This window comes from Acinetobacter lwoffii (assembly GCF_024129115.1).
In the GTDB taxonomy this organism is placed as follows: Bacteria; Pseudomonadota; Gammaproteobacteria; order Pseudomonadales; family Moraxellaceae; genus Acinetobacter; species Acinetobacter lwoffii_T.
This window is the reverse complement of record NZ_JAMXXO010000003.1, coordinates 40304-58973: the sequence shown is the minus strand read 5'-3', so window position 1 is coordinate 58973 and position 18670 is coordinate 40304. Positions and strand designations below refer to the sequence as shown.

Here is an 18670-nt window from a genome sequence, read left to right as displayed (position 1 = left end):
GATTTTTTATTTTTTTAGTTTAGAGATTTATGAATTCTAGACAAAAACATCATGCCATTTGATTTCTATTTGAGAACAAAATGAGAATTGAGGAATTGCACTCTATGCTTTTTAAGCGGCTTATGAGAGGCAATCAAGTAAGCGCAATACCCTGCTGCATGATTGACTAGGCATGAAAACAAAGAAGCCTCTGCTTTCGCAGAGGCTTTTATTTTATAAGGCGCTGTAGTTTCTTGTCGTTTTAAACAATTTTCGCATAAACGCATCTGAATGGAACCGGATGAATTTATGGTTTTCTTATACTGCGAATCATAGGTATTTAAAAAGTATTTGTCAACCAAGGATTATAAAAATGGTTAATTAAATCATTTGTTTTTAAAGCGAATTTTCAAGTTTTTAGATAAAAATATGAATAAAATCTTAGATTTGATGGAATTTTAACTAAGGCAGAAAAATGAATAAAAAGCAGGTGAAATTGAACAAAAAGGCCTTTACGAAAAACATATATTCTGGAAGATTTTAATAACCTGTTTGATTGGCGCATGGTACATAATTTCTGTAGTTTTTCAATGACGGATGATCAGTTTGGATATCGCAGTAATTGGTAGTGGCATGGCCGGACTGGCTACAGCCAGAATTCTCCAGGACGCAGGGCATCACATCACGATTTTTGAAGCACTTCCAGGTCGCGGCATGGACAGTCATAGCCTTGAATTTGAAGGGGGCCTGATTGACGCACCTTTACGTGTGATGAACCCCTATCTGTGGAAAAACACCCTGAGTCTAGCCACACATCTGGGCATTAAAACTTATCCGGTGCGGACCTATATGGCCTGCAGCTGGTTATTTGAAGATAAAACTGAAACCTGGCTGACCACATCGCGTAGCCGAATTGGCAATATCCCGATCATCAATAACCGGAAAGGCCTGCAACAATATGGCTGGCGTCTGGTCAAAGGCCTGTTGCAGTTAAAAGTTGCATTGACCAAATTCTTTAAATCGAAAAATCAGGACATCAGCCTGTCAGAATTTATCAATCGTAACGAGATTGAAGAAGTGTTCTGGCACGGTGCGGTGATGCCGGTGCTATATACCATCTGTACCTGCAATCCGAAAACCATTGGTGAATGGCCAGCTAAACCGTTGTTAATTTTTCTGCGTCAATTAACCGATGGCGATGCGTTACTGCGTCTGCAAGGCGGTACACCAGCGTTGGTCGATAAGCTGATTGAAGGCATTCAGATTGAAGACGGTTCAGCAATTACACTGGTACAAGAGCAGGGCGATCAGGTCAAAGTTGAAAATGCGGCCGGTTATTCAAAACTGTTTGACCGGGTGATTGTCGCGACACCGACCACCAAAATTGAGGAGTTCCTGGATCCGGTACAATTCGCCAGTGAAATTGAATTATTGAAGAAATTCAAATTCGAACAAGGCGAACTGGTGATTCATACCGATGCCAGCGTAATGCCGCCAAAACGTAAAGACTGGGCCGTACTCAGCTATATGATGGACCGTAAATTTACTCGTCAGCAATTTACCGTGTGGCTTAACTCGATTGAACCTTCTTTGGTTGGCAAGTCGGCCGTGTTTCAGACCTGGCGTCCGGTAACCGAGATTGATCCGAAGAAAGTGATCAAATCGGTAATGCTGACACGTGCAGTCGTCGATGCTAATACGGTGGCACTGAATAAGGAATTGCAGCAACGTCATCTGGATGCCAACCGTAAGGTCTTCTTCTGCGGTTCATGGTCATGTGACGGTTTGCCGATTCTGGAATCGGCAGTGACCTCAGCGATGAAGATTGCAGAAATCTTTGGTGCGCCTTTACCATTTCAGGGTTTAAAACCTGTGGTTGAGGTTGCTCCGCAACTGGGTTATTAATCCATGCAATGGCTTCAGGCACTGCGTCAGCATCTTCCCCAGCACAAGTATGCAATTGATGCCGCTGTGTTGGGCGATCACGCGCAATTGCCCTGGAGCAATTTAGGGTATTGGCAAGCCGGTCAGCAGGATTATGCGGCTGCCTGTCGTATGCTGGCCGATCACCTTGCGCAAACTGTAAATTTAAATTCAAAAGATAAACTGCTGGATTTGGGCTGCGGTCAGGGCGCCAGCTTGCTGCACTGGCAGCAACATTATCAGGTGCAATATCTGGCCGGGGTTGAGCTGCAGGCTGCCTGTGTGGCTAATATTCAGCAACATTTGCCAGAACTGAATGCCATTTATCAGGCGTCATTTTTGCGTTTAAAAGAATTGCCATTTTCCCAGCGTTTTGATGTGGTGTTGTGCCTGGATGCGGCTTATCACAGTCCTGTGCCTTTATTCTTGGAGCAGGTCCGCAGTGTTTTAAATTCAAATGCACGGATTAGTTTTCATCATCTGGTTTTGTCCGAGCGTTGGGAAAATTTAAATGCATTACAACGGCGTAAATATCAGTTTTTATTGAAATCTGCCGATGTGAATTTAAAAGATTTAATGACAGTGGGTGCATTATATGCCTGTCTGGATCGTTTTGAATTTAAAAATATCCAGATTCAGGATCTGTCCGAGCCGGTATTTTCAGGCTTTGCGGATTATGTGCAAAAAACTTTGAATTCAAAAGCATCAGATGATCAGGCTCAAGGTTCAAAACTGGATCATTTTAAAATTCAGATGACAGCGAAACTATGCCGAAAATTATATCAGGAAGGGATTGTGAGATATGTGCAAGTGACGGCACAATCGAAGCACTAGAAAGTGCAAAAAGACTCAGCTGAAAATACCAAAACCCAGAAACATCAAAGCCTCACTAAAAAGCGAGGCTAAGATATGGTGCCGGCACACGGATTCGAACTGTGGACCTACTGATTACAAGTCAGTTGCTCTACCAACTGAGCTATGCCGGCATGGTGGAGTGCATTTTACAGATTTTTTTGGGTCACGCAAGCCAAAAAATAACCGTTTAAACTGTTTCGGCAGGATTTGTTTATTTTGACCGAATGGATGAAAAGTTCTGTTTTTGATTATGTGCAAAGAAATGGCCCATATGTGCAGATATGGGCGAGGGTGAAAGCATAGGATTTGCTATGGATATGAGTTGGTTATAAGGTTTATCTGTTTTTCAGGATGCGATCTAATTCTTGTGCACATTCCTCTAAAGTAAAGGCCATATCAAACTGCATTTGAGGTTTGAGTTCTTGAGCGAGGCTTCTCCACTGTTCGATGAGTCTCAAGGCTTTTTGAATTTTATGTTTATTGATGTCCTTGGCAATGGTTGGGGTATAACCGCCACGTTTTGCATTTTTAATCTGTTTGGCATAGTTTGCGCTGTTATTCATGTTCGCTCTCCGAATAGCAGTGTATCTATTTTTTAACTTCAAATTTGAATGGCCCGGTTCACTTGGTTATTTCTTTCTATCCTGTGGTTTTTATTCTCCTTTTAGTTGATTTATAAGCAACATAACATAGCTTTGATGACAATAAAATTAAGCTATTTCTGTGCCAGTTTTTTGTTTGAACACATAAATAAAAACCTGAAATGAATGGCGTACAAAAACTGCACAATTCATCAGTTTTTTGGCTGATGAAAAATGAAGATTTTTAAAAATAGAATTGAGCGTAAGTGTTGTGTTGCAAAAGATTTTTATGAACGAGGACTGGTATTAATTCAATGCCTTTGCCTAAGGCGATAGATAATAATATTTTAAGATCTAAGCAGATAATTTTTTTTACTGATGGGATGATGGATAAAATTAAATATAAAAAAACCCGAATCATGTGATTCGGGTTTTTAAATTCTGGCGGTGAGAGAGTCCGTCAGGTTTATAATCTAAATACATGAAATAGTTAAACATGAAATTTCATGTAAGTAAATATACCGTCATTTGTACCGTCAAGGTATCGTAACAGGTGTCCAACTAGAATAGCCAGAATTTTGACTAGGGAAAATAACGATTTCTATATTTCCGTTTTTGGTTTGACCAATAAAGATGTCATCTCGAATATTTAATTGGCGTATTAAGTGTGCTCCACTAGCAACATAGTAAAGTCGATATTCTTGTCGAGAAGGGTGGTTGGCTCGTGCATTATACCAAGTGATATTAATAGGTTGCGGTGTTCCAGAATGTCCGGTTCTAATAGTAGCCAGATGTCTGTATTTAGTGTCATCGTTAGACGCTATTGTTCCAAAAATATCCTGAAGTTTACTTACTCCATGTAATTCATGTTGATTTGAAACTGAAGCATCTATGTCGGATGCAGTTACAGTTTTCATAAAAGCTTTATCATAAGCTTGCATAAAATTTCCTATTGATAGATATAAAAATTATTTGATTAAAAAGTATTCTTTTGGGGCGGGGAATAACAATTCAAGATACTGAGGTTTAATTTTAAAAAGAGGACCTTTTTCTGTTGTTTTACCTGTCATGTCTTTACGTTTAATTAAATGATCCATTGTGATGATTTGCTGTTCCATCAAAAGTAAGAATTGGCTAGCTAAAGGATTCTTAGTGTGTATGACAGATTTAAGAGTAAAGTATTCATCTTCACCGATTGTTTGTGTATTAGCCTTAATCCAGAAGGTTTCACGGTGCTTTTCTAGTAGTTTATTTCTGAGTGTCTCACCAAGCCAACTTACCACATTACCATCCTGCTCATGAACTTCATTCAATATGTCGTTATTAAAGTCGATTTCAAAACCTAAGCCTTGGGAGTTATATTTATTTGTTGATAAGGTGCAGTAAAGTTTTAAGTCACCATTACGGGGATAACCGTATTTATCTACGATTTCCTTACTACTTTTTAATGTACTAATTGTCCAATCGGGAACTTGTGCAAATAGAGTAGTGCGATTGGATGCTTTGTTTAGTCGCGCAGATTTAAGCTCAATACCTTTGTAATCTGGGTAAGGTGAAGAATTTGCTGAAATACCTAAAGCATGTTCTATTGTCATTCCAATAGCTGTATCACCCGATTTAATTGCTTTCAATGCACCGTTCTTACTTAATATTTGCAATTTGTCTAATAGCTCTTGAGCTACAGCTTCATAGTCATTAATGATTTGATTAAGTAATTGGTTTTGAGATAAGTCGAGTTTTGAAATATTAAATACATAGAGTATTCCTTTATCTATGATTAGAGCGATTTCATCACCGGGTTGAGCACAATTTTTTAAGCCATAAATCCAGATTCTAGGGTCTCCTTTTTTAGTCTCTGGGCGGTATAGGCTTACCTTTTGATCTTGAGCTTCGTTATTGGAAATCACTAATATACAAGGGTTTAAGACTTTAAAAGTTGTGCCTTGAGGTTGATCATCATAATTATGATATTGATGATCTTTAAAATAGATGCGTAATGAACCGACTGCATCCATGATGGATTTGTGTAGACCAGTTTGGGTAATAGACAGCAAGCCGTAATCAATACCTTTTTGAGCAAGATACCTGCGGTTTTTTAGTGATAACTCGTTTTGTTCGATTGATAGAGTGACTTGTGTTCTCTGATTCATATTAGAAAATTTTCAAACCCTGGATTTTTGTTAGAGTCTACTTTAGAATAGGTTAGTTTTTAAAATTTTCTGGGTTTATTTTGAACTATATCGAGCTGTTCGCCGGTTGTGGTGGTCTATCTTTAGGTCTTGAAGCATCGGGCTATAATCTAGTGGTTGCTAATGAACTGTCGCCAATGGCTTCAGAGACGTTTTCATATAATTTTTTTAATGAAAAGTTAGAAGGAAATACTGATCCTCAACATACTCTCTGGATTAAATCGAATTTTTCAAAGGAGGAGATGAGTAAACGCTTACGAGAAAACACACGGTCTTATCCTTCTATGGATGAGCCGGGCTATTGCGATATTCAAGATGATACAAATCTAAATAAAAAGCTTCTTGTGGGAAGTATTATTGAACTTAATAAACTTTTAGAAAAAGAACCAGAACTATTAAAACAGATTCATGACCATAGCTTACAAGGTGGTTTGGATTTAGTTTCTGGTGGTCCACCGTGTCAAAGTTTTAGTATGGCTGGTCTACGTCAGTTAGGTAATGAGAGAAATACCTTACCGTGGGAGTTCGCTAAATTCGTTGAGAAAACACAGCCTAAATTTGTACTTTTAGAAAATGTCACCGGAATTTTAAGAGCCTTTAATACCGAAAAAGGACAGTTTTATGCTTGGTATGAAGTCGCTAAAGCCTTTGCAGGTATTAACTATGTGCCACTTTGTCTGCATGTAAATGCTAAATATGCAGGTGTTGCTCAAAATCGTCCACGTTTTATTTTGTTAGGTGTGCGACAAGATATATATATCAATCTGCGAGATAAGCTAAATGTGATAGAAAAAAATGCATTTGAGCGAAGCTTTCAATTCTTGGAGAAAGTAAAAACTAATCCGGAATTAGAATACGGTCACCTAGATTATTATGATGTCGATAGTGATACTGAATTTTTTAAGACCTCCTTTTTAAAGCCATTAATAGCATTTAAGGGGGCAGAATTCACTGTACAAGATGCGATTCAAGATTTGTCTGAAACAGCTAAATTAAAGCCATCTGAATATGTGAAAAAGTTAGATAATTTATTTAATCCTTTACTTGGTTTACCGCAAAGTTTGAGTAATTACGAGTTACGGTCCAATGGTATTCATGTGAAAAAGCGTTTTAAGCTCTATCAGAACTTGAATTTAGTATCCAAGGATGTAAAAAAAGAAGTACAGCAAGTATTAAAAGGGAATAGCGATTCTTTATCCGAGAAAGCATTTAGCGAGCTTTTGCCTTTAGAGTTTTTAAATGAAGAAAGTAAATTAATTCGTTTTGATAATCCGAATTGTTTAATTGCTTACTTAAATGAGCATCAAACAAAAAAACAAACACAAAAGGCTCTAGTTCCTAATCAGCCTGCTCCGGCTGCTTTGTCTATTCCGGATGATGCTTGTCATTATAGTGACCTTAGAACGCTTACAGTGCGTGAAATGGCTCGTATTCAGTCCTTCCCAGATAACTTTAAGTTTCTATCAAAAGTCACGACAGGAGGGCAAATGCGTAAGTTTGAAGTACCTCAATATACGCAAGTGGGAAATGCTGTTCCGCCATTGTTAGGATATGCTTTGGGTCAATCGGTTAAGTACTTAATTGACTTATATAGTCAAGAATAAGTTGGAATGATACGTTAACTTTTAGTTAATTTTAGGAAAGTATAAGAAGTCATAGAAAACCTTAAAATTTATGAATGTTCTCCATAGCGTGAATTGAAATTTTTCTAGGACTTCGCTCATTTTAATCCGTCTAGTGAGTTTATTCCACTAAACTGATCTAGACATCAAGAGTAACTGCATCCATATTGCTCTTCAAATTTTACTTAAAGTAACTTAGAAATTTTCTTAGGAAAAGCAGTCTGAGAAGTCATAGTTAGCTTTTGTATTTATAGTATGAGTTCATACATTACCTTAATTAATACCTATATGTTATTAGGCACAGCTAAATATAATAAACCGCCGTAGCTACGGCGGTTACTAGTATTAAGTACGGCGATTATTATCTAAAACTCATCCGAAATTTGCGACTCTAGAACTTATTTGACAAGTTCTTTACCGACTCTCGTAGCCGCTCATTCAGATGTTGATTTATACAAATAAAGTTTTTGAACTCTCGATAATGACCATTTTTAAGAATTGGGGTAGAGAGCTTTTGTCCGTATGGGCGGATATAAAGTGAATAAAGTTTTCTTTGTTCAAGTGTCGCCGTATCATGCAGTTGAGTAAACGTAAGCTTCTTGAAGCTATTTTTCACAACATTCCGTAAATCCTCTAGAGCATGATCAAGGTTGCTTAATCTTACCTCCGCTCTCAAACGCCATTCTTGATGGGGTAGAGGGCGTTTATTATGATCCGTTTTCTTAAAGTAAAAATGATAGTAAACATCATCCTTACGATAGTCATTGACTCCAATATTAAAGCCTTGAATTAGTAGATTCTTAAGCCTAATCGGCTCATAGGGGATGCTCTGATTTTCGCCCTTTAGTCTAAAAATTCGGATGCTATGTACATCGGCATCAAACTGAATTGATTTGAATAGAGCGGTTAAGAACTCAGGTGGCGCATTGTAAAAATCGTGTGCAAGCTCAATGCACGTAATTCTAAAATTATATGCACCGTAATTCTTCTTAAGAGCATGAACGATTTTATGAATGCACTTTTTATTGTTCACATCATGAATGCGAATGTTAAACGTGCATGAAGCTACAGTATCGGTATTGACCGTAGTTTTATGGCTATGTTCTTCAGTAATAAAATGCTTCTTACCCATTTTTTCCGTAAGAAACTTTTTGATATAGCTTCTTTGAGTCGCCTTAGTAGTGTTAAAGCTCACATTAATAAAATCAATTTGGGATTTAATTTTGATCAGGTTTTGTTGCACCTGAATGGATGCACCATTTTTAAAGCTGAGCATTTTTGGTTTCAGCTTTTTACGATCAAATTCATAGTTGTGAATGTTACTCTTTTCGATAATATTCTGATGTTCTGCTACTTCTACAGCATGATTCCATTTGGATTGATAATGGTTTAGAAGATTATGTAGATGATCGATGCTAGATGTCATAGTGACATAGTTTGGACGATTGTCCTGTACAGATTCTAAGTGCATAACAGTATTTCAAATTCGTTCAAGGAAAGCATATGCACTATCGCAATGCACATGCTTAGTTTGCTTACTCGACTAAATATTTTTCGACAGCAGTATCAATTAATAAGGTCTTCAATCCCTTATAAATGATCGTGTATTCTGTTGTAGAGGAGCTTTTTTCTTCTACCTCTAGAATTTCACTGTGTCTTAAAATATCTGCAAAAAGTTCAGTGCTGATAATTGTTAAATTCATCAGACTTTACTCTGCGGTAAGCGACGGATTAAATTTTCTTTTAGGTCGAGTGCATTGGTATCGACTCTATTGAGAATGAGGTAATCAACCATATAGTTGACAGCCACATTGATCCCTTGTCCTGTACTAAGATCAAATGTCCCATCATTCTCTTTTAATAGATTATGAATCGTATCATCGATGATCTCTTGTTTTAGCTTAGCCAGCTCTTCAGAGCATTTGCGGTTCATTACTTCAGTCATGTTGTTTCCTTTATTTTGGTTCACCTGAGCTTAGGTGAGAGGTTATAAATGCCACTAATGTGGTTTTGGTGTATCGTCTTTCGCCGTTGATGACTTGGACATTCAGTTTGTATCCATCTTGATGAAGGTATTGAGAGGGATTAATCATCAGATACCGATACCAAGCCTTTTGAGAGCGTAAAGGTAGCCATTGGGCTAGAAACCTTGCGGCTTCCCAAGTTGTAAATAATTCGTTTTGCATTACTGTTTTGACTCAAGCCATTCGATTAGGTCAGTGGTACGCCACGCGCTCACACGTTCACTTAGGCGCACAGGTGCAGGCATATCACCTTTGCGAACTAAGTCGTAGATAGTTGAACGACCTAATGGCAAGATGCCTGAAGATGGTGGGCGAGCCTTGATCTTTCTCTCTAAACCTTCTTTGGTTTTGTAAATGCGTTCTTTATGTTCGGCGGTTGTGGCGAGTTGGCAGATTCGCCAATAGTCACGTTCAAGTAAGCGTTTATAGATGTTTGGATCTTGTGGGGACATAAATAGCTCCTCATCATTACGGTAGTGCTTCGTAGTGATGAGAAGTTTAGTCAGAACTAAAAACCACAGTGGAAAAACCAAATAAATCAGTTTTTGTACCAAAGTAATATCTTTTTAATTTATTGATAATTAATATTTAATTGTTGAAAAAGTTATATCAAATTTTGGTTAATAGATACTTTTCTATTTCTTTATTTGCTGTGCCGAAAATTTCAGCCATTGAGCCAGTAATCTGCACATCCTCAATCAGATTATTTTTTGCAAATTGAATAAAATCATTTTGTGTAATTTTGGGATGAGGTTGCTTCGCTTTAATAGTGGCGTTCATTACTCCAATAATTTTTAGCAGTTTCTCATTTTCATTTCTGAGAGATTCAATCTTTTTCTCATTAATAGTAGGGGCCGTTTTAAGAAATTTTTTAAGGCTTTCTTCAGTTATCCGTAGATTACATTTAGTTAAGGGAACACCTAAAACACATCCATTTTGTTCCAGTTTGGCGATATGCAACGGAACTAATTTGAATGAATCTAATAAAGGAGCTTTGTAGAACAACTCCTTATCTTTTTTTGTCACATTTAGATGATAAAAGTCATAAAACTCTTGTTCGTCACAATCTCTAAACAAGACGTATTCTTGATGTTTAAATATCTTTTTTCTTTTATCTTTAATTTTGATAAGCGCATTTATGATAATCGTTTCAGAAATTGAGCCGTCTACCAAAGACTTAATATCTTCTAGATGATTATCATCGGGGAACATATATGTTGGCTTTGATTTGTAAAATTTTTGAATGCTTTTATCTTGGATTGGTTCGGAGCTAGAGGAGGCTGTAATTTCTGCAACATATCCCTCGACTTGAAAAACGACATCTACCTTCCTTTCATGAATTAAATCTACAAGATCTGTATCAACATATTGAACTTTTAAAGTTTGGTTGATTTTGTTTAATGCACGCTTTAAAGGTAGATAGCCGTTTTTACGCATGAAGATTACGCCGTTTGTTTATGTTGGAAGGAGATAATATTGTCTTCATTCTGAGGTTTGAATACTGATACATCACCACCTTGACGTAAAGTGTCCAAATAATCCGCCCATAATTGCATTAGCTCACGTCTACGGCGTAAAAACTTAGTTCGGTTATAAGCTGTACCATTGGGATCACGTACCGTATGAGCTAATTGATGCTCAATAATATCTACCCGATATTCAAGCTCTTCACCCAAGATAGTACGAGCTGTTGCTCGGAAGCCATGCGCCGTGTGCTTGCCTCTATAGCCAAGCCTGATAAGTGCTTGTCGAATCGTATCTTCACTCATACTTTCATGTGGTGATTTCACACTAGGGAAAACAAATTCAGAGGTTGTCCGCATATCTTCGAGCTGTTTCAAAATATCGAATGCTTGTCGAGAGAGTGGAACGATATGCTCTTGATGAGTCTTAGAAGCACGAAAGCACAGACGCTGATTTTCAAAATCGACGTGTTCCCATAATAATTCACGGATCTCATTTGGACGTTGATAGATATAGGCTGAGAGCTTTAATGCAAGCTCTGTTCTTAAACGTGCACGAGGATTCTCCGTATGATATCGCCAAATCTTCTGGAGCATTGTTTTAAGCTCTGATTCGCTTACTACGGCGTTATGATTACCTTTAATAGGTTTGGGTAAGGTAATGTCATAAGCTGGGTTATATGTGATCAGACGGCGTTTAAACGGAAGTTTTAAGACCATACCTATAATAGATTTAACACGGCGAGCCGACTCAAGTGCACCACGCTCTACAAGGCTATTTGTTACATCACGTTCAAGCTGTTCGACACTTAAATCCGTCACAGGTAATTTGCCAATGAACGGCAAAATATCACGATTGAGTTTGCGGATTGTTTCTCGGTCTACTTTGCCTTCAAGCTCACGAATCTTAAGCCACTCAAGGGCAAACTTTTCAAACGTATTCTCTAGCTTGGCTCTAAGTTCATCCCTATGGTGATTACGTTCCTCTGCTGGATCAATACCATCAGCAAGCATGCGCTTTACTTCATCACGTTTTAGACGTGCTTTCTCTAGGGTGACTTCATCATAGACACCCAAGGCTAAGGTATTTCGTTTTTGACTGATTGGACGGCGGTAATCTAAACGCCAATATTTTGAGCCGTTCTTATGAATGAAAAGATACAGCCCACCACCATCAGCATGCTTATTACTGCTTTCAGGATCGTAAGCTAGATTCTTAACGGTTTTAGCTGTCAGTTTGTTGGATTGCTTAGCCAATTTTTAACCTCATTTGACGGTATAAATTTCAGGAAAAAACGAAACTCCCCTCATTAATAGTCGTTTTTAATGAGATACCGTCAAAAGTACCGACAAAGATGTCGGGATACTACTGGACTGCGCCGTAGTGTACAGGCGTAAAAAAAGGCTTAAACCCTTTAGATTTAAGCCTTTTGCACTACGGTTTAGTCCCGTAGAAATCAAATTTGGCGGTGAGAGAGGGATTCGAACCCTCGAAACGCTATAAACGTTTACACACTTTCCAGGCGTGCTCCTTCAGCCACTCGGACACCTCACCATAGGCCGAGGATAATAGCGAAAAAAACCAGCTGTGCCAAGCTGAAACAATTGATTTGCAGAAAAACTTTTAATGCGGTGCTATGATTCGCAAAAATGCTTGTTAAAAAACGAAGACAATATATGCAAAGCACTGCACAAAAGGCAGCTCTCCCGGTGATTACACTGGCTGCGCTTGGGGTCGTTTTCGGAGATATTGGTACCAGTCCGCTCTATGCACTGCGCCAATGCTTCCTCACCGCACATCTCGCCATTAGCGAAGCTTCTGTACTCGGTATCCTGTCCCTGATTTTCTGGTGCATGATGCTTACCATCAGCTTTAAATATGTCATGGTAATCATGCGTGCTGATAACAACGGCGAAGGCGGGATCATGTCACTGTTGGCATTAAACCTGCGTACCACACGAATCTCTGATCAAAAGAAAATATTCCTGATTGCTTTGGGCTTTGTCGGCGCATCGTTATTTTTCGGTGACGGGATTATTACCCCGGCAATCTCCGTGCTCTCAGCCATTGAAGGCCTGAGTATTGCCACACCCATTTTCAATCAGTGGCTGGTGCCTTTATCCATCGGGATTTTGGCCGGGCTGTTTATGGTTCAGCGACACGGCACAGCCACGATGGGCAAGTTTTTTGGACCTTTAACCATGCTCTGGTTTTTGTCGATTGGCGGTTTTGGTTTGTGGAGCATCATCCAGACCCCGTTTGTACTGTGGATGGTGAATCCCTACTGGGCCTATCATTTTGTGGTCGATCAGCCCTATGTGGCTTTTCTGACCATGGGGGCGGTGATTCTGACCATGACTGGGGGTGAAGCGATTTATGCCGATATGGGGCATTTTGGCCGTCTGCCGATTCGTCTGGCCTGGTTCATTATTGTCTTGCCATGTTTATTGCTGAATTATGCCGGGCAAGGCGCCTTGTTACTGCGTAGTCCTGAAGCACTGGCGAATCCTTTTTATATGCTGCTGCCCGACTGGGCCTTATTTCCGATGATTGGACTGGCGACTGCAGCGGCGGTGATTGCCTCACAGGCGGTCATTACTGGGGTATTTTCTATGGTCAATCAAGCCATTCAATTGCGTTATTTGCCGCGCCTGTCAGTCAAGCATACCTCTGCATTGGAGCGTGGCCAGATTTATCTGCCTTTCATTAACTGGATGTTGTTTATCTCGGTGCTGATCCTGATTTTACTGTTTGAAAATAGTGCCAATCTGGCCAGTGCTTATGGCGTTGCGGTGACCATGACCATGCTCTGCGGCACCATTTTGATCTCGATTCTGGCCTATGGCTTCTGGCGTTGGCCGGTCTGGAAAGTAGCGTTATTTGCTGTACCATTCCTGGCACTGGATTTAGTCTTTGTGGCCTCAACGTCCTTGAAAATCACTTCGGGTGGCTGGGTGCCAATTCTGATTGGTGCGGTACTGTTTACGATTCTCATGACCTGGAAAGACGGGCGTGCGTTGGTACTGAACCGGCTGGAACAGGATACCTTGCCGATTGATCTGTTTATTAAAAGTATTTCGATGGGGGAAGGCACCAAGTTTGTGCCAGGCGATGCCATTTTCCTGACCGGTACACCAAATATTGTTCCGCATGCCATGTTGCATAATATTAAGCACAATAAGGTCTTGCATGAACGCAATATCATGTTGACGGTGATTACCCGGGATATTCCTTTTGTTGACAGGCAGGACCGGATTGAACTGGAAAAACTGAGTGAGCATTTTTACCGGGTGTTTATCTATTATGGTTTTAAGGATCAGCCGAATATTCCGGAAGCTTTACAACAGGCCTATGAGCAATGGGATTTTGAATATGACCTGATGCAGATCAGTTTCTTTATTTCACGTGAACGGATTATGCATACTGTGGGTGAGGGCATGGCACCGTGGCGGGAAAAGCTGTTTATTTCTATGCAGCGCAATACCAGTCCGGTCAGTGATTTCTATCAAATTCCACCCAACCGTGTGGTCGAGCTGGGCACCCAGATTCAGATGTAAATAAAATAAAAAGCATAAAAAAAACCAGAGGCACACTCTGGTTTTTTTATGAGAGAAACAATAAATAAATGAGTTTCAGATTATTGTTCGAGTTCTACCGCAGCCGGCACTTCAGGTGCAGCATTCAAAGGTTCTTCCATCAGTACTGGCTCTGCATCAGATTGAGCTGCAATTTCAGTTTGTTCATTGCTCACATCTGCTTCAGTCACAGCCGCTTGTTGCTGTGCTTCAGGCATTGGTTGTTCTGAAGCAATAGCTGCTTGCTGTTGCTCTTCAGACATTGCTGGTACAGCTGCTTGTTGTTCTTCCAGTGTTGGTTGTTGTTGAGGCGTCATCATAGACGTGCTGGCTTCTACTTCTGATTCAGTGGCTGGTTCAACCAGATTGGCCGGCACCTCTGCTTCATTCATACCTGGTTCTGTGACAGGTGGTTGAGGAGAAACAGTACCTGAATTTGGTGCCTGAGTCATTGCTGGATCATTGGGCATTGGTGCCTGTGTGTTTGGCATGGCTGGTTGCGGTGCTGCTGCACGCGGATCGACCAGACGAATCTGACCAGAGTTCACCAAGCTTTCTAAAGAGGCTTCCTGACCATTCACCTTGGTACTAATTTTAGCTTTAGACAAGCTTTCAAGTGTTTCACCTGGTTGAACCGGTGGCTCAGCAAATGCAGCTACGCTGATCACACTTGTGAATAATCCTAAACCTAATGCTTTAGAGAGTTTGGAATTCATGATTGACACCATTGCTAATAATTGTACGAATTGAGATAGGCCGTTAGCTTTACACACTCAATCTACTGAGCCAAACAAAGCTACGCAAACACCGAGAAACCTCATTTAAAAAGAAATAAAATTAGACAGTTTGTTACAACTGCCCGGGATTTTGGATACTTATTGTTTATTTAGTAAACGAATGGTAGAGCCAAGATATACTTCACTTATACAGCTTGTTAAGCTCGGTCAAAATCTGTATTGATCTAAAAAGTACGTGTAAGAATGGCCAAGAAGCAGCGTAAACCCAAGAACTCTTTTTTTCAGTTTTTAAATGATAATAGTATTAAAGTCATTCTGGGCGTGGTGGCTTCGAGTAGCTTCGCCATCGCTTTTGGCCAGGAAAAAATCAGTCAGTGGGTGTCGCTATCCTCTTCCAGTGATTCTGCCTGTCTGAATCAGTTTTATCGGGATGTGCCACCATATTTGATAAAAGACAGTCTGAAAAAAGACAGCTATTCACTGTGTTTTAATGGCTTTAATGTTGGTTATTCCGGGGTATCTAAAACGCCGCTCTGGGTGGCGGAAGCCTTAACGCCAGCACGCTTAAGCCAGAAAATTCCCCGTGAAGATAATTTTCATGAAGAAGATCGGGTCAGTGCGAAGCATCGTGCCACATTGGCGGATTATCGCGGTTCAGGTTATGACCGCGGTCATATGGCGCCGAATGCGGATATGCCTAACAAGGCTGCGCAGTCTGACAGTTTTTCATTGGCCAATATGGTGCCGCAAGCGCCCAAGAATAATCAGCAAGTCTGGCGTGAGCTGGAAGAAGCCACTCGTGCCATTGTGACCAAGCAGAAACAGGATGTTTATGTGGTAACCGGGCCGGTCTTTGCCGGGAAGAAGCTGAAAACCATTGGCAATGGCGTGATTGTGCCAACCGCGGTCTATAAGGCGGTTTATATGCCGAAAACCGGTGCTATTGGTGCTTACTATGCACCGAATGACAATTCACTGAAAGTGCGTATTGTCAGTGTCTGCTATCTGGAAGAACAGCTTGGAATTAACCTTTTCCCGCAGCTTACCGAAGAACAGAAACGCAATACCTATAAGCTGCCACTGACTGGAAATGCCGTAAAAGCCAACCAGAAAATTGAATACTCTAATTGGGATGCAGAAAGTCAGTGTGCCGAAGAGGTTTCTGAAGAAAACCTGCAGGCATTACAACGCGAGTTTAAGTCTTCCGGTTCAAGCAGTTCGGCCTCCTCTGCGACTGGCGGTGCGATAGACAATGCAACGCAAGATGCCATTGTGAAACAGCTGATTGATGCCTTGTTGCAATATATTTTGCACCTGTTGAAATAAGCTTGCTGAAAAAACCGGGATTCGGGTAGCATCGACATCAGACGTTCATTGAAAATAACAAAGACAGGTGAAGAGGATATGTTTAAAGCATTTGAAAATGGCAGCGAATCCCATGCCATTCATGATCTGACTTTGGAAAATGATCTGGACTGCGTCAGCCTGTATGGCAACTTGCAAATCACCAAGGATCAGCAGGGACTGAAAGTGGCCAAAGCCTTGCAGGCTTTTCTGAATGATGTGGTACAACAACTGGAAAACACGCAGGACTTGCCAGAAAAAATTCAGCGTGATGATCTGGATGAAATTGAAAATCCATTTTTATAAGCATTTTTAAGCGCGATGATCTGCATGCTCCATGTGAAACATGCAGAAAAATGGTATTTGGAAATCCTGGCTTTTTAGAGGGTTTTTATTAAAAAGCCTAATTTTCTGCTCCCACAATATCTCCAAACACTAGCAAGAACGTGCCGAGCAATTCGGGAAGATATCTACCCATATTTTAATTCCTTATTTTTCTATCTATCATCAGGTGATAGGGGACAGGGATTAAAATCGTCAACCCTGCTTGAAGCCCGTATATCAAACGAACATGCTGGTAGTTTAAGCAGCTGGCATATTCTGTTGGCGCCACTGCTGCGGTGTCAGCTGGGTCCATTGCTTAAAGGCACGCTGAAACGCACTTTGTTCAGAATAACCCAGTAACATGGCAGTCTCCTGCAAACTCAAGTGCGGATCTTTCAGATATTGCATAGCCAGCATGCAGCGAATCTCCTGCATACATTGCTGATAAGTTTTGCCCTGTTTTTGTAAATGGCGTTGTAACTGACGCACGGAAAAATTCATCTGCTCGGCAATATGTTTGATCTGGAACAGGTTTTTTTGCAGGCCAATTAGAATCGCCTGTTGCAGCTGCTGATCTACCAGAGTGGAGTACGGGAATTTTTCTAATAATGCTTTGGCCTGTTGCATCAGCAGTTTTTGCAAGGTCTGGTCGCCCTGTTTCAGTGGTCTGGACAGTTCACTGACATGCATCAATACCTGATTTCTGGCTTGAGAAAAGCGGACTTTACATCCGAAATACTGCTCATAGAGTACAATATTTTTAGGCATTGCATGCTGGAAATGCACTTCATATAACTGAACCACGTGCGGGTTCTGAACATTGGCTTTTACGAATTCCGTCATTAGCGCAATCGCGATTTCATCGGTCAGTTGGGTATTCAGATGAAAGGGAACTTCAACCCAGCCAATCGACAGATAATCGCCTTGCCATTGCAGCTGAAGTGGGCCGCCATCATAAATCAGACGATGATAATCATGATAGCGCATAAAGGCTTCATCCAAGGTCTCACTTGAGAGTGCCAGATAGCCAATAATACCGAGGTGTTTAGCTTCAACCAGTTGGGCGATTTCCAAGCCTAAAGCCGGTCGTTGCAGCTGTTGATCAAGTGTCGTTAATAGATCACGCCACAAGGCGAAATCAAAGCGTTCCAGATTTTGAATGGCCAATAATTTCTCAGGGACTTCAAGCTGTTTCAACTGATAATAGTCCAAAAGTAAATGTCCTAAACCACCGTATACTGAACCTACGTAGTTTTTTAGAACCAGCATTTTTAATTCTTTTATTTTGTCGTATTTTGTCAATCATATTGAATATTTTGGTCAATATCTAGTCTTTTATTTAGCCTATATTAAAAATAGACCAAGAGGTAAAAGATTATGTGGAAAGGTTTTCTGGCAGGACTTGTCGTCGCAAATGGATTTGAATGGTTTGCACATAAATATGTATTACATGGTGTTCACCAGCCGGGACAGAGCCGTTATAGTCCGGTACCCGAGAGTATGCGCTCACATTGGGAGCATCACCGGATTGTGCGAAAAACGGAATTTTCCGATTTCGGCTATGTAGAAGGATTGGACAACTGGCGTACCCGCAATGAAATTGCCTCACTGGCAGTCGTTGCGACCGTCTTTGGACTCAGTTTTTATCCCTTCTCCAAAGGCATGTCACTGGCCGCCCTGTATAGTGCAGGCAACTATTATTATTTACATCGCCGGGCTCATCTGGAACCGGAATGGGCCAAAAAGAAATTACCCTGGCATTATGATCATCATATGAATAGTAATCAGGATGCCAACTGGTGCGTCACCAAGCCCTGGTTTGATTATCTGCTCGGTACCCGTGTGATTTCCTCGGCAGATTTGCAGGAACAGAATCCTTTAGGTTTGAGCTTGCCTGCACCGATCTCGAAAAAATTGAACCGCTGGGCAGAGCAATATTTTCCGGTTAAATCGGCCGATGCTTCCACTAAAATGACGAAAAATACTGCAAAAAATACGGTAATGAAGCAGTTAAATACACAGGTTATGAAGTAAAACAGGGCTTTGTCGTGAT

Annotated in this window: 17 protein-coding genes and 2 tRNA genes; 7 read left to right on the top strand and 12 right to left on the bottom strand. The window is 40.4% G+C overall.

Annotated features, from left to right (window positions below; genetic code table 11):
- Positions 1 to 576: 576 nt before the first annotated feature.
- Positions 577 to 1884, top strand: a complete 1308-nt coding sequence (locus NI470_RS04485) for an FAD-dependent oxidoreductase (protein WP_253147813.1) — start codon at positions 577 to 579, stop codon at positions 1882 to 1884.
- A gap of 3 nt (positions 1885 to 1887) precedes the next feature.
- Positions 1888 to 2736, top strand: a complete 849-nt coding sequence (locus NI470_RS04480; RefSeq protein WP_253147812.1) for an SAM-dependent methyltransferase — start codon at positions 1888 to 1890, stop codon at positions 2734 to 2736.
- A gap of 76 nt (positions 2737 to 2812) precedes the next feature.
- On the opposite strand, the gene NI470_RS04475 is transcribed toward NI470_RS04480, so the two are convergent.
- The 4 genes from NI470_RS04475 to NI470_RS04460 form a co-directional block, all read right to left on the bottom strand.
- Positions 2813 to 2888: transfer RNA gene (locus tag NI470_RS04475), tRNA-Thr, on the bottom strand.
- Positions 2889 to 3092: 204 nt separating this feature from the next.
- Positions 3093 to 3320 carry a hypothetical protein gene (locus tag NI470_RS04470; protein ID WP_004647282.1) on the bottom strand — a complete coding sequence of 76 codons (228 nt, stop codon included), beginning with the start codon at positions 3318 to 3320 and terminating at the stop codon, positions 3093 to 3095.
- A gap of 554 nt (positions 3321 to 3874) precedes the next feature.
- Positions 3875 to 4279 (bottom strand): hypothetical protein, encoded by a 405-nt coding sequence (locus tag NI470_RS04465; RefSeq protein WP_253147811.1) that lies wholly within the window; start codon positions 4277 to 4279, stop codon positions 3875 to 3877.
- Positions 4280 to 4306: 27 nt separating this feature from the next.
- Positions 4307 to 5488: an MvaI/BcnI family restriction endonuclease gene (locus NI470_RS04460; RefSeq protein ID WP_253147810.1), complete on the bottom strand. Its 1182-nt coding sequence runs from the start codon at positions 5486 to 5488 to the stop codon at positions 4307 to 4309.
- A gap of 80 nt (positions 5489 to 5568) precedes the next feature.
- Here NI470_RS04460 and NI470_RS04455 point away from each other — a divergent pair, with 80 nt between their 5' ends.
- Positions 5569 to 7131, top strand: coding sequence for a DNA cytosine methyltransferase (locus NI470_RS04455; protein ID WP_253147809.1), 1563 nt, complete (start codon positions 5569 to 5571; stop codon positions 7129 to 7131).
- A 409-nt stretch (positions 7132 to 7540) separates the two neighbouring features.
- Here NI470_RS04455 and NI470_RS04450 read toward each other — a convergent pair whose 3' ends face one another.
- From NI470_RS04450 to NI470_RS04425, 6 genes are all read right to left on the bottom strand, one after another.
- Positions 7541 to 8620: a hypothetical protein gene (locus NI470_RS04450; RefSeq protein WP_253147808.1), complete on the bottom strand. Its 1080-nt coding sequence runs from the start codon at positions 8618 to 8620 to the stop codon at positions 7541 to 7543.
- A 231-nt stretch (positions 8621 to 8851) separates the two neighbouring features.
- Complete coding sequence (locus NI470_RS04445; protein ID WP_253147807.1) at positions 8852 to 9094, bottom strand: hypothetical protein; 243 nt, start codon at positions 9092 to 9094, stop codon at positions 8852 to 8854.
- 240 nt (positions 9095 to 9334) lie between these two features.
- Positions 9335 to 9625, bottom strand: a complete 291-nt coding sequence (locus NI470_RS04440) for a helix-turn-helix transcriptional regulator (RefSeq protein ID WP_253147806.1) — start codon at positions 9623 to 9625, stop codon at positions 9335 to 9337.
- A gap of 157 nt (positions 9626 to 9782) precedes the next feature.
- Positions 9783 to 10610, bottom strand: a complete 828-nt coding sequence (locus NI470_RS04435; RefSeq protein WP_253147805.1) for a hypothetical protein — start codon at positions 10608 to 10610, stop codon at positions 9783 to 9785.
- A gap of 5 nt (positions 10611 to 10615) precedes the next feature.
- Positions 10616 to 11893 (bottom strand): tyrosine-type recombinase/integrase, encoded by a 1278-nt coding sequence (locus NI470_RS04430; protein ID WP_253147804.1) that lies wholly within the window; start codon positions 11891 to 11893, stop codon positions 10616 to 10618.
- 207 nt (positions 11894 to 12100) lie between these two features.
- A tRNA-Ser gene (locus NI470_RS04425) sits at positions 12101 to 12191 on the bottom strand.
- 122 nt (positions 12192 to 12313) lie between these two features.
- Here NI470_RS04425 and NI470_RS04420 point away from each other — a divergent pair.
- On the top strand, positions 12314 to 14194 hold the full coding sequence (locus NI470_RS04420; RefSeq protein ID WP_253147803.1) for a potassium transporter Kup: 1881 nt from the start codon (positions 12314 to 12316) through the stop codon (positions 14192 to 14194).
- Between the two features lie 80 nt (positions 14195 to 14274).
- On the opposite strand, the gene NI470_RS04415 is transcribed toward NI470_RS04420, so the two are convergent.
- On the bottom strand, positions 14275 to 14928 hold the full coding sequence (locus NI470_RS04415) for a hypothetical protein (protein WP_005245784.1): 654 nt from the start codon (positions 14926 to 14928) through the stop codon (positions 14275 to 14277).
- Positions 14929 to 15192: 264 nt separating this feature from the next.
- On the opposite strand from NI470_RS04415, the gene NI470_RS04410 reads away from it, so the two are divergent.
- Both NI470_RS04410 and NI470_RS04405 read left to right on the top strand, forming a co-directional pair.
- On the top strand, positions 15193 to 16275 hold the full coding sequence (locus tag NI470_RS04410) for a DNA/RNA non-specific endonuclease (protein ID WP_005105384.1): 1083 nt from the start codon (positions 15193 to 15195) through the stop codon (positions 16273 to 16275).
- A 78-nt stretch (positions 16276 to 16353) separates the two neighbouring features.
- The gene (locus NI470_RS04405) at positions 16354 to 16599 is read left to right on the top strand and encodes a hypothetical protein (protein WP_005105385.1); all 246 of its coding nucleotides are present in this window, start codon (positions 16354 to 16356) and stop codon (positions 16597 to 16599) included.
- Positions 16600 to 16875: 276 nt separating this feature from the next.
- On the opposite strand, the gene NI470_RS04400 is transcribed toward NI470_RS04405, so the two are convergent.
- Positions 16876 to 17886 (bottom strand): AraC family transcriptional regulator, encoded by a 1011-nt coding sequence (locus NI470_RS04400; RefSeq protein ID WP_253147802.1) that lies wholly within the window; start codon positions 17884 to 17886, stop codon positions 16876 to 16878.
- A gap of 108 nt (positions 17887 to 17994) precedes the next feature.
- On the opposite strand from NI470_RS04400, the gene NI470_RS04395 reads away from it, so the two are divergent.
- Positions 17995 to 18651, top strand: coding sequence for a sterol desaturase family protein (locus NI470_RS04395; RefSeq protein ID WP_253147801.1), 657 nt, complete (start codon positions 17995 to 17997; stop codon positions 18649 to 18651).
- Positions 18652 to 18670 lie beyond the last annotated feature (19 nt).